The organism is Rhizobium bangladeshense (genome assembly GCF_001662075.1).
In the GTDB taxonomy this organism is placed as follows: Bacteria; Pseudomonadota; Alphaproteobacteria; order Rhizobiales; family Rhizobiaceae; genus Rhizobium; species Rhizobium bangladeshense_B.
Window position 1 is genome coordinate 634,602 of record NZ_LYPL01000002.1, and the last position, 11,674, is coordinate 646,275.

8 protein-coding genes are annotated in these 11,674 nt (G+C 64.4%); 1 reads left to right on the plus strand and 7 read right to left on the minus strand.

Translation table 11 applies throughout. The features are described from left to right. Nucleotides 1–12: 12 nt before the first annotated feature. The 6 genes from rnr to A7X77_RS07070 all read right to left on the minus strand — a co-directional run bounded on the left by rnr (nt 13) and on the right by A7X77_RS07070 (nt 9,341). Nucleotides 13–2,385, minus strand: a complete 2,373-nt coding sequence (gene rnr / locus A7X77_RS07045) for a ribonuclease R (RefSeq protein WP_064682241.1) — start codon at nt 2,383–2,385, stop codon at nt 13–15. Nucleotide 2,386: 1 nt separating this feature from the next. Beyond that, complete coding sequence (gene topA, locus A7X77_RS07050) at nt 2,387–5,041, minus strand: type I DNA topoisomerase (RefSeq protein WP_064682242.1); 2,655 nt, start codon at nt 5,039–5,041, stop codon at nt 2,387–2,389. A gap of 249 nt (nt 5,042–5,290) precedes the next feature. Then, nucleotides 5,291–6,433 (minus strand): DNA-processing protein DprA, encoded by a 1,143-nt coding sequence (dprA, locus tag A7X77_RS07055; protein ID WP_064682243.1) that lies wholly within the window; start codon nt 6,431–6,433, stop codon nt 5,291–5,293. Continuing rightward, nucleotides 6,433–7,053, minus strand: coding sequence for a glycerol-3-phosphate 1-O-acyltransferase PlsY (plsY, locus tag A7X77_RS07060; RefSeq protein WP_009993607.1), 621 nt, complete (start codon nt 7,051–7,053; stop codon nt 6,433–6,435). The genes dprA and plsY overlap by 1 nt, the downstream gene beginning before the upstream one ends. Nucleotides 7,054–7,098: 45 nt before the next feature. Next, nucleotides 7,099–8,388, minus strand: coding sequence for a dihydroorotase (locus A7X77_RS07065; protein ID WP_064682244.1), 1,290 nt, complete (start codon nt 8,386–8,388; stop codon nt 7,099–7,101). Further along, nucleotides 8,385–9,341: an aspartate carbamoyltransferase catalytic subunit gene (locus A7X77_RS07070; protein ID WP_064682245.1), complete on the minus strand. Its 957-nt coding sequence runs from the start codon at nt 9,339–9,341 to the stop codon at nt 8,385–8,387. Before A7X77_RS07070 ends, A7X77_RS07065 begins: the two co-directional genes overlap by 4 nt. Nucleotides 9,342–9,520: 179 nt before the next feature. Between A7X77_RS07070 and A7X77_RS07075 the strand changes: the two genes are divergently transcribed. Next, complete coding sequence (locus tag A7X77_RS07075) at nt 9,521–11,179, plus strand: acyl-CoA dehydrogenase family protein (RefSeq protein WP_064682246.1); 1,659 nt, start codon at nt 9,521–9,523, stop codon at nt 11,177–11,179. 198 nt (nt 11,180–11,377) lie between these two features. On the opposite strand, the gene A7X77_RS07080 is transcribed toward A7X77_RS07075, so the two are convergent. Beyond that, nucleotides 11,378–11,587, minus strand: coding sequence for a type II toxin-antitoxin system VapB family antitoxin (locus A7X77_RS07080; RefSeq protein WP_064682341.1), 210 nt, complete (start codon nt 11,585–11,587; stop codon nt 11,378–11,380). Nucleotides 11,588–11,674 lie beyond the last annotated feature (87 nt).

Below are 11,674 nucleotides of genomic sequence, written 5' to 3' on the forward strand. Positions count from 1 at the left end.
CCGTGAGATGCATTAACGCCGTCCGCGCGGCGGCCTCGTGCCGGGTTTCTTGCGGACCTGGCCTCTGTCGCGGCGGCCGGCCTTATGGAAAGAGCGCACCGCCGTCGGCATCTCGCGTCCCTCACTCAGCATTTCGAAACGCAACGCGCCGGCAAGCGGAATCGCCTCGGCAAGCTTCACGGTAACGCTGTCGCCGAGCCGATAGCCGAGCCCCGTGCGTTCACCCGAGAGCGCCTGATGCGCCTCGTCGTAGATGAAGTAGTCGCTGCCGAGCGTTGATATAGGGACGAAACCATCGGCGCCATAGTCCGGCAGAGCGATGAAAAGCCCGGATTTCGTCACCCCCGAGACACGGCCCGCAAATTCTTCGCCGACCCGGGTGCTCAAGTGATGGGCGATCAGCCGGTCGATGGTCTCGCGCTCGGCCGCCATCGCCCGGCGCTCGAAGGTCGAAATTTCCGCGGCGATATCGTCGAGAGCGGCTTCTTCGTCCGGCGTGATGCCGCCCTCGCCGAAGCCGAGCGAGCCGACGAGCGCCCGATGCACGATGAGATCGGCGTAGCGGCGAATCGGTGAGGTGAAGTGGGCGTACTTCATCAGGTTGAGGCCGAAATGGCCGATATTCTCGGGGCTGTAGATCGCCTGGCTCTGCGAGCGCAGCACCATCTCGTTGACCATGGTCTGGTGCGCCGTGCCCTCCGCCTTCGCCAGAATGCCGTTGAAGCTGTTGGCGCGCACGTTGCCGCCTTTGGCGAGCGAGATGCCGAGGGTCGCCAGGAACTCGCGCAGGACTTCCTGCTTGGCAAGCGTCGGGCCGTCGTGGATGCGGTAGACCAGGGCCTGGCGCTTCTTTTCAAGCGTCTCGGCGGCGGCGACGTTCGCCTGGATCATCATCTCCTCGATCAGCTTGTGCGCGTCGAGCCGCGGCGGCACGAAGACACGATCGACCGTGCCGTCGGGCTTCAGCAGGATCTTGCGTTCCGGCATGTCGAGTTCCAGCGGCTGACGCCGGTCGCGTCCGCGCTTCATCACCTCGTAGGCGTGCCAGAGCGGCTTCAGGATCGGCTCGAGCATCGGTCCGGTCTTGTCGTCCGGATTGCCGTCGATCGCCGCCTGCGCCTGCTGGTAGGAAAGCTTGGCGGCGCTCTTCATCATGATGCGATGAAACGTATGGCCGATCTTGCGGCCTTCGCCGGAGAAGCGCATGCGCACCGCAAGCGCTGGGCGGTCGACGCCTTCCTTCAGCGAGCAGAGATCGTTGGAGATGCGCTCCGGCAGCATCGGCACGACCCGATCCGGGAAATAGACCGAGTTGCCGCGCTTCAGGGCCTCCCGGTCGAGCGGCGAATTGGGCCGGACATACCAGGAGACGTCGGCGATCGCGACGGTGACAATGACGCCGCCGGGATTGTCGGGGGAGGGGTCGAGCTCGGCATAGACGGCGTCGTCATGGTCCTTGGCGTCGGCCGGATCGATGGTGATCAGCGGCACGTCGCGCCAGTCCTCACGATGCGACATCGTCGCCGGTTTTGCTGCTTCCGCCTCGGCCATCACGGCGGGGGGAAAGATATGCGGGATGCCGTGGGCATGGATGGCGATCATCGAGATCGCCTTTTCCGAGCCGACGGAGCCGACGACGGAGAGAACCTTGGCGCGCGGCAGGCCGAAGCGGCCGAGCCGGGCGATTTCGATCTCGACCAAGTCGCCATCCGCAGCACCACCGGTGAAATCGGGATCGATCACCATCTCCTCGCCGCGCCGCTCGATTGGCAGCAGGCGGCCGCCTCCGCCGGGCGCCGTGCGGAAGACCCCCATCGAGGCGCCGCGGCGCCTGTCGATCACCTTGATGATCCGCGCCGTATAGGCCGGACCGCCGCGATCGACGGCCGGGAAGATCTTCGCCAGGATACGGTCGCCGAGGCCGGCGACGGGCGCCTTGCCCTTGCCCTGGCGGCCTGCCGGCGATTGCTGGCGGATAGCGACGGCAGGCGCGACACCTTGCTCCTCGGGCCATTCCGCCGGCCGGCCGATGAGGTCGCCGTCCTTGTCGCGCGTGGTGATATCGAGAACGGTGACGGGCGGAAGGGCGCCGGGACGGATGAGCGACTTGCGGCTCTTCTGCAGCATGCCTTCCTGTTCGAGCTCCTGCAGCAGATGCTTGAGCTCGACGCGGCTGTCGCCCTTCAGCCCGAAGGCCTTGGCGAGTTCACGCTTCGAGGCCTTCTGCGGATGATCGGCGATGAAGCGCAGGATCACCTCGCGCGAGGGCAGCGCGCCATGGACAATGTTCAGCGGCTCGACAGCGGGAGCATCCTTGCCTGTGCGGCCGATCTTGCCCGGGCGCTTGCCCGCAGGGTTCGTTCTGTCGCGCGGTATCCTGCTCACCTCAGCCCTTTTTCGATTTCGCCGGCGCTTTCGCCTTCGTTGCCTTCGGCTTGGCGGCCGTCTTGGTGGTCTTGGCTTCGGCCGCAGCCGCCTTCGGCTTGGCTTTCGCCCTTGTCGGTTTTCCGGCGGGTGCCTTGCCGGCCTTTTCAATGATCAGCGCCAGCGCTTCCTCGACGGTGATCGCCTGCGGATCCTTGCCCTTCGGCAGGGTCGCGTTGACCTTGCCCCAGTTGACATAGGGGCCGTATTTGCCGTCGCGAACGGTGATGGCGCCGCCGTCGGGATGATCGCCGAGCGTCTTCAGCGCCGCCGGCGTGCCGCGGGCACCGCGGCCCGGCGCCTTGTTCGCCTTTTCAGCGATGACGGTCACGGCGCGGTTGAGGCCGACCGAGAACACGTCCTCGACGCTTTCCAGATTGGCGTAGGAACCGTCATGCAGAAGGAACGGTCCGTAGCGGCCGATGCCCGATGAAATCATCTTGCCGGTTTCGGGATGTTTGCCGATATCGCGCGGCAGCGAGATCAGCGCCATCGCCTTTTCATAATCGATATCCTCCGGCTTCCAGCCCTTCGGCAGCGACGCGCGTTTGGCGTCCTTGCCGTCGCCGCGCTGGATATAGGGGCCGAAGCGGCCCGAGCGCAGCGTCAATTCTTCGCCTGTCGTCGGATCGGTGCCGAGGTTCTTCGGCTCGTTGAGGGCGACCCCTTCCGCTTCTCCGCCGTTTTCGGAGGAGAGCTGACGGGTGTAGTTGCATTCCGGATAATTCGAGCAGCCGACGAAGGCGCCGTATTTGCCGAGCTTCAGCGACAGGTTGCCTGTGCCGCAGACCTGGCAGATTCTGGGGTCGCTGCCATCTTCGCGCTTCGGGAAGACCAGCGGCGCCAGCGCCTCGTTCAGCGAATCGAGCACGTTGGTGACACGCAATTCCTTGGTGTCCTCGATCTGCGCGAAAAAATCCTTCCAGAAGTCGCGCAGCACCTGCTTCCAGTTCAACTCGCCAGCCGAAATCCGGTCGAGCTTTTCCTCGAGGTCGGCCGTGAAGTCGTATTCGACATATTTGGTGAAGAAGCTCTCGAGGAAGGCGGTCACCAGCCGGCCCTTGGCTTGCGGGATCAGCTTGCGCTTGTCGATCGCCACATAGTCGCGGTCGCGCAGCGTCGCCAGCGTCGCCGCGTAGGTGGAGGGGCGGCCGATGCCGAGCTCTTCCATTTTCTTGATCAGCGAGGCTTCCGAATAACGCGGCGGCGGTTCGGTGAAATGCTGCGTCGAATTGATCTTCTGCTTGGCGAGCGTCTCGCGCGCATTGATCTCCGGCAGACGACCATCCTCGTCGCCGTCGTCGCTCTGCTCGCCGTCCTCCTTCTGGTCGGTATAGGCGGCAATGAAGCCGTCGAAGCGGATGACCGAGCCGACGGCGCGCAGGCCGGCTTTCTCGCCCTTGTTGTCGGCGGTGATTTCAGCCGTTGTGCGCTCGATCTCGGCCGACGCCATCTGGCTGGCGATACCACGCTTCCAGATCAACTCGTAGAGCCGGATCTGGTCGGCGTCGAGGAATTTGCGCAGGCGATCGGGCGAGCGGTAGAAATCGGTCGGACGGATCGCCTCGTGCGCCTCCTGGGCGTTTTTCGCCTTGGTCGAATAGAAGCGCGCTTTCTCAGGCAGATAGCGTTCGCCGAACTGGTCGAGGATGGCGCGCCGGGCCGCGTCGATCGCCTCGGGCGCCATCTGCACGCCGTCGGTTCGCATATAGGTGATGAGGCCGACCGTCTCGCCGCCAATATCGACGCCTTCATAGAGCTTCTGGGCGATCTGCATGGTGCGCGACGCGGAGAAGCCGAGATTGGAGGAGGCGGCCTGCTGCAGTGTCGAGGTCGTAAACGGCGGTCCCGGGTTGCGCTTGACCGGCTTCGCCTCGACGGTGTCGACGACATAGCTCGCGCCTTCGAGCAATGCCTTGAGGCGGCCGGCATCCTCGCCGTTGCCGATGGCGCGCGGCGGCAGCCGTTTGCCGTTCGCCGAAACCAGTCTTGCCTCGAACTCGTCGCCGCGCGGCGTCTTCAGAAGTGCGGAGAGATTCCAATACTCTTCCGAAATGAAGCGCTCGATCTCGGATTCACGGTCGCAGACCAGACGAAGCGCCACCGACTGGACGCGTCCGGCCGAACGCGCGCCGGGCAGCTTGCGCCATAGCACCGGCGAAAGATTGAAGCCGACGAGATAGTCAAGCGCACGGCGCGCCAGATAGGCGTCGACCAGCGGTACGTCGATGTCGCGCGGGTCGGCCATCGCGTCGAGCACCGCCTTCTTGGTGATCGCGTTGAAGACGACGCGCTTGACCGACTTGCCGTTCAGCACCCGCTTCTTGTTCAGCATGTCGAGGACGTGCCAGGAAATCGCTTCGCCTTCGCGATCCGGGTCGGTTGCCAGAAACAGGCCGTCGGAGGATTTCACCGCGTCGGCAATGTCCTTCATCCGCTTGGCCGAGGCGCCGTCGACCTCCCAGAGCATTTCGAAATCCTGATCGGGGAGGACCGAGCCATCCTTGGCAGGCAGATCGCGCACATGGCCGAAGGAAGCGAGCACTTTGTATCCCGAACCCAGATACTTGTTGATCGTCTTGGCCTTGGCAGGCGATTCCACCACTACAACATTCATGATGATTCTCTAAAAAAGACTCCGCGCCGGCGTGGAAGCCAGCGCAACACGCAGCGCAACTTGGATACTGGCCCTCCGACATGGACAGGGAATTCGCTGCGGTCAAGGGGTTTGCTACAATTTTACTTCTTGCGTACGGTGCAATCGAGGGAAGATTGTGCACTGAATACAATTTGAGATAGCGCGCCTGTTGAATTCGACACGCGGCTACTGCAACTCTGGAGACGGCTCTCTTTTATCGCGCAAAGCTCAGTCGGAAAGCGAAACGAGGCCGCCCTGATGCCGATGCAGCCGGCCTGATATGTCGAGTTCCAGAAGAATGAGATAAACGGCGGATGCCGGAAGGCCGGTGTGGCGGATGACGTCGTCGATCTCGACGGGCGTCGGCCCGAGCGCATCGATGATGCGCATCCGGTCTGAAGCGCCGGGCGGCATCGTTATTGGCTTGCTCTCGCCTGCCGGCTCCTCCGCCCTCGACGAGGGGAACAGCTCGAGCTGCGCCAGCGGCGCCAGGGCCTCGATAACATCGGCAGGTTCGGTAACGATCGAAGCGCCGTCCTTCAGCAGGCCGTTGGTGCCTTGACAGCGCGGATCGAGCGGCGAGCCGGGCACGGCAAACACCAGGCGGCCGAACTCGCCGGCAAGGCGTGCGGTGATCAGTGAGCCCGAGCGCGTCGCCGCTTCGACGACCACGAGACCGAGCGCGATGCCGGCTATCAGCCGGTTCCGGCGCGGAAAATCGCGGGCGCGGGGCTCCCAGCCGAACGGCATTTCGCTGACCGCCAAGCCGTTGCCGCCGGCGATCTCCTCGATGAGGCCGTGATTCTCCGGCGGATAGGGCTTGTCGAGGCCGCCGGCAAGGGCCGCGATCGTGCCTGTCTCGAGGCTTGCCCGGTGCGCTGCCGTGTCGATGCCGCGCGCCAGGCCGGAAACCACGGTGTAACCCGCCCGACCGCAGTCGCGCGCCACCATTGCCGCGAATTTCGCCCCGGAGATCGAGGCGTTGCGCGAGCCGACAATGCCGACGGCCGGCCGTTTGCCGGCGGCAAGCGCGCCCTTGACGGCAAGAAGCGGCGGCGCGCCGTCGATCTGTTTCAGCGCCTGCGGATAGTCCGGCTCGCCGATGCCGACGAAGCGGGCGCCGAAACGATGCGCCACCTCCAGTTCCCGATGCGCCTCGGCTTCGCTTGCAATGCGGATTGCCCGCGTCGCGCCGCCACGCGCCGAAAGCTCCGGCAGCGCCGCAAGTGCCGCTTCAGCCGAACCGAAATGATTGATGAGGTCGCGGAAGGTCGCGGGGCCGACATTGTCGGAACGGATCAGGCGGAGCCAGGCAATTCTTTGCCGTTCGCTCAGCACCGTGCCTTTTGGTCCCGCGCGCTGCGCGTCCATTATCCCTTCGCCCCGATCTTGTTTTCCGTCCCGCCCATCAGCCGGGAGATATTGGCCCTATGCTTCCAGTAGGAGATGACAGTCATGATCGCCATGACCGCCGCAACCTTTTCATTGCCAAGGATCAACAGGGCGACCGGAATGACGAGCATGGCGACGAGCGCCGACAGCGAGGAATAGCGGGTGGTGACGGCGACCGCCAGCCAGACGGCGGCGAAGAGCACCACCATGATCGGTGCGACGCCGAGAAGGGTGCCGATATAGGTGGCGACGCCCTTGCCGCCCTTGAAGCCGATCCAGACGGGGAAGAGATGGCCGATGAAGGCGAAGAAGCCGGCGATGATCGCGGCCTCTTCACCGAGGAAATAGCCGACGATCCAGGCTGCCGCCGATGCCTTCAGCGCATCGAGCAAGAGCGTCGCCGCGGCGAGCTTCCGGTTTCCGGTTCTGAGCACATTGGTCGCGCCGATATTGCCGGAGCCGATGCTGCGCACATCGCCGAGGCCGGCCGCGCGCGTGAGGATCAGGCCGAAAGGAATGGAGCCGAGGAGATAGCCGATGACGGCGGCGGCAAGTGCGATCGGCAGCGTGATCTGCCATGACATGAGATTGGATAACATATGCCCCCTCGGCCCTCCGATGGCCTGTCCTCGGTCCAGCCGGTCCTAAAGTGCGTGGACAAGCTTTCCCGAGACGTATGTCGCGACCGCCCGCCCGCTGAAACGCGCATCCTCGAACGGCGTGTTCTTCGAGCGGGAGAGAAGCATGTCTTTGGCGACAAGCCAAGGCTCATCGAGATCGATCAGCGTGATATCGGCGGCAGCACCCGGCTTCAGCGTGCCGGCATCCAGGCCGAAAATCTCCGCCGGGCGAGTGGACATGGCGTCGATCAGGCGCATCAGGCTGACCTGGCCGCCGTGGTGAAGCCTGAGGGCCGCCGCCAGCATGGTTTCGAGGCCCACCGCGCCATCCGCCGCCTCGCCGAAGGGCAGGCGCTTGGTATCGACATCCTGCGGGTCATGCGAGGAGACGATGATATCGATCGTGCCGCGCGCCAGCGCGTCGACCATGGCGACCCGGTCGTCCTCCGGGCGCAGCGGCGGATAGAGCTTGAAGAAGGTGCGGTATTCGCCGATGTCGTTCTCGTTGAGCGCCAGATTGTTGATCGAGATGCCCGAGGTCACCTTGGCGCCGCGGCTGCGGGCAAGCTCGATCGCCTCAACCGATTGCGGCACCGAAATCATCGCGGCGTGATAACGCCCCCGCGTCAGCTCGGCGATCCGGAGATCGCGTTCGAGCGGGATGAGCTCGGCTTCTCTCGGAATGCCGGAGAGCCCGAGCCAGCTGGCGAAAAGCCCCTCGTGCATGACGCCGTTGGCGCCGAGATATTTGTCGCGCGTTTCACAGCAGACGACGGCGCCGAATTCACGTGCATAGGTCATGATCCGGCGCAGCACCTGAGTATCGTGAACGCTGGAATGGGCATCGGTAAAGGCGACGGCGCCCGCCTGCATCAGCAGGCCGATCTCGGTCATTTCCTCGCCGGCAAGATGCTTGGTGATGGCGGCGGCCGGATAGACCTTGACGGCGGCGGTATCGCGCGCCGTCTTCTTGACGAATTCGACGAGTGCGATGTCGTCGATGACGGGATCTGTGTCCGGCATGATGATGATCGAGGTGACGCCGCCGGCCGCGGCCGCCCGGCTTGCCGAGGCGATCGTCTCGCGGTGTTCGCCGCCGGGTTCGCCGATATGGACGCGCGCGTCGACGAGGCCCGGCGTCGCGACGAGGCCAGTGCAGTCGCGCACGACGGCGCCGTCCGGCGTGCCCTGGTTCTGCGCTGCGCTGCCGGCGGCAAGGATGACGCCGTTTTTTGCGATGATCGTGCCCACCTCGTCGAGATTGCGCGAGGGATCGACGATGCGGACGTTCTTGAGGACGATCGGGTTGCTCATGCCTTCATTCCGTCGGTTCGGGGACCCTGGTTCTGCGAGACGAGCAGCGTCTCCATGACGGCCATGCGCACCGCGACCCCCATTTCCACCTGTTCGGCGATCACGCTCTGCGGACCGTCGGCGACCTCGGAGGCGATCTCGACGCCGCGGTTCATCGGACCTGGATGCATGACCAGCGCATCGGCTTTCGCCGCTTTCAGCGTTTCGGCGTCGAGTCCATAGAAGTGATAATATTCACGCACCGACGGCACGAAGGCGCCCGACATGCGCTCGCGCTGCAGCCGCAGCATCATCACCACGTCGGCGTCCTTCAGTCCCTCCTGCATCGAGTGGAAGACCTCGACGCCCATCTCGGCGATGCCGGAGGGCAGGAGGGTGGCCGGCGCGACGACGCGCACGCGTGCGCCCATCGCATTGAGGAGCAGGATATTGGAGCGCGCCACCCGCGAATGCAGCACGTCGCCGCAGATCGCCACGATGATGCGCGAAAGCTTGCCCTTGGCGCGGCGGATCGTCAGCGCGTCGAGCAGCGCCTGAGTCGGATGTTCGTGCTGGCCGTCGCCGGCATTGACGACCGAGCAGGAGACCTTCTGGGCGAGAAGGGCGGCCGCGCCGGCGCTCGAATGGCGGATGACAAGAACGTCGGGGCGCATCGCATTCAGCGTCATCGCCGTGTCGATCAGCGTTTCGCCCTTCTTCACCGAGGAGTTGCCGACCGACATGTTCATGACGTCGGCGCCGAGCCGTTTGCCGGCAAGCTCGAAGGAAGCCTGGGTGCGGGTCGATGCCTCGAAGAAGAGGTTGATCTGCGTCAGGCCGCGCAGTGTCGACGTCTTCTTCTCTCGCTGGCGGCTGATCTTGACGGCTTCGTCGGCCTTGTCGAGAAGATAGGTGATATCCTGCTCGGTGAGGCCCTTGATGCCGATGAGGTGGCGGTGGGGGAAAAAGACCATGACCCTGCCTCTTGCTGTCTCTGGCGGGTCTATAAAGAGTGCGGCCCGCCGGGGCAAGCATGCGCTGTGGGCAAAGGCTTATGTCCCCATGCATTTTCGCCAGAATTCCGATAGAGCAGAATGAACCGAATCATAACTTCCGGTTTCCCTTTGCCGGGTTCTTACACTAGAAGCGAATTATGACCTCCGCCAACCGGACTGACGACAAACTCGCAGAACTCAACCAGCCGAGCCTGTGGTCCGGCATCAACGCCTACCGGTCCGATCCGCTGATCGTCGATCTGACGGCGGCCCTGCCGCGCGGCATTCGCGAGGACCTGGAAAACATCGGCCGCTACGTCACCTCGCCGGAGGCGCAGGAACTGGCGCGCATGGCCAACCAGGGCGCGCCGCAGCTGCGCACTCACGGCCCGCGCGGCGAGCGCCTCGACGTCGTCGAATTCCATCCCGCCTGGCACGCGCTGATGCGCCGCTCCATGTCTGTCGGCCTGCATTCGTCCGTCTGGGATCCGCAGGCCGACACCGACGCCAAAGACGAGGCCCACAAGGTTCGCGCCGCGCGCTTCTATCTGACGGCGCAGCTGGAAACCGGCCATCTCTGCCCGCTGACGATGACCAGCGCCTCGGTTGCCGCGCTCTCGGCCTCGCCAGCAGTGCAGAAGGACTGGGCGCCGAAGATCCTGTCGCGCAAATATGATTCGTCAAACCGCCCGGCCATGCAGAAGTCCGCGGTGACCATCGGCATGGGCATGACGGAAAAGCAGGGCGGCACCGATGTCAGGGCCAATCGAAGCGCCGCCGAAAAGGTCAGCGAAGGCATCTACCGGCTCTCCGGCCACAAATGGTTCATGTCCGCGCCGATGAGCGATGCCTTCATAATGCTGGCGCAGACCAAGGAGGGCATGGGCTGCTTCCTCGTGCCGCGCCTTCTGGAGGACGGCTCGGCCAACGGTCTGCAGTTCCAGCGGCTGAAGGACAAGGTCGGCAATCGCTCCAATGCCTCTTGCGAGGTCGAATTCACCGACACGTTCGGATTCCTGCTCGGCGGCCCCGATGCCGGCATCCGCACCATCCTCGACATGGTGACGCTGACCCGTCTCGATTGCGCTCTGGCCTCGTCGGGCATCATGCGCGCCTCGCTCGCCGAGGCCGTGCACCACACGCGCGGCCGCAGCGTTTTCGGCAAGATGCTCGTCAACCAGCCGATCATGACGCGCGTGCTTGCCGACATGGCGCTCGACGTTGCCGCCGCCACCGCACTGTCCTTCCGTCTTGCCGATGCCTTCGACAAGGCGCGCGGCAATGCCGAGGAAGCGGCCTACGCCCGCGTCATGACGCCGGTCGCCAAATACTGGTGCTGCAAGATCGCGCCCGCCTTGATCTATGAAGCGATGGAATGCATCGGCGGCAATGGCTACATCGAGGAACGTCCGATCGCCCGCCACTATCGCGAGGCTCCCGTCAATGCGATCTGGGAAGGCTCCGGCAACGTCATGGCGCTCGACGTGCTGCGTGTGCTCAACCGCGGCAAGGATCTGTTCGAGACGGTCTTTGCCGGCCTGGCACGCGATCTCGGCCCCGCCGGCAAGAAGACGATCGACGTGCTGCGCGCCGCCATCGCGCTCTGCGAGCAGGATGAGGGTGCGGCGCGCCTGCTCGTCGAGCAGCTGGCGCTTGCGGCCGGGGCTGCCGAACTTTATCGGCTTGGGGCAGGGCGCATTGCCGATGCCTTTATCGAGACGCGGCTTGCCGGCGGCTGGCGCTCCACCTACGGCATGCTCGATTCCCGCTTCGACGCCAGCTACATCGTCGATCTTCTCTATCCGCCGGCTGCGTGATCGCAGGCGGGACAGCTCGATCTGGAGCACGCCCCTCATCCGCCTACCGGCACCTTCTCCCCGTAAAACGGGGCGAAGGGGACATGCCGCAAGCTCTCGGTCTCTCGCCAACGTTTCGCCGGACACGTCAGGGGCAGCCGTGGACGCACCGCATCGCTGTCGCTCGGCTCGATTGGGGAGGGCGACCACCTGGGACAATCAACGTCTGCCGTCCGGCTGGTCGCAAGATATCTCGTCCAGTTCGCCGTCCCAGCCAATTCCAGCGAGATCTGCGATCGCATTTTTCCGGCGATGCCTCTCGACGAGATTTCGTAAAGCCAGTTCTACCGTGGCCTCTTTTGTTGCCAATCCCGTGGTGATCATTGCGGCGTCGAGCAAGCCATCATCGATATCGATCGTCGTTCGCATGACCATGCTGAGTGTACCAATATCGTGAAGGTGCACGCCCAGCCCTCAGGGTTCAACTTTGCTAAAGAAGCAGCGCCATAAACAAAA

What these genes read in the sequence shown, in the direction of transcription:
- A7X77_RS07065 (WP_064682244.1), bottom strand. Translation starts at nt 8,388, where the DNA reads ATGAGCAACCCGATCGTCCTCAAGAACGTCCGCATCGTCGATCCCTCG.
- A7X77_RS07075 (WP_064682246.1), top strand. Translation starts at nt 9,521, where the DNA reads ATGACCTCCGCCAACCGGACTGACGACAAACTCGCAGAACTCAACCAG.
- A7X77_RS07080 (WP_064682341.1), bottom strand. Translation starts at nt 11,587, where the DNA reads ATGCGAACGACGATCGATATCGATGATGGCTTGCTCGACGCCGCAATG.
- topA (WP_064682242.1), bottom strand. Translation starts at nt 5,041, where the DNA reads ATGAATGTTGTAGTGGTGGAATCGCCTGCCAAGGCCAAGACGATCAAC.
- dprA (WP_064682243.1), bottom strand. Translation starts at nt 6,433, where the DNA reads ATGGACGCGCAGCGCGCGGGACCAAAAGGCACGGTGCTGAGCGAACGG.
- plsY (WP_009993607.1), bottom strand. Translation starts at nt 7,053, where the DNA reads ATGTTATCCAATCTCATGTCATGGCAGATCACGCTGCCGATCGCACTT.
- A7X77_RS07070 (WP_064682245.1), bottom strand. Translation starts at nt 9,341, where the DNA reads ATGGTCTTTTTCCCCCACCGCCACCTCATCGGCATCAAGGGCCTCACC.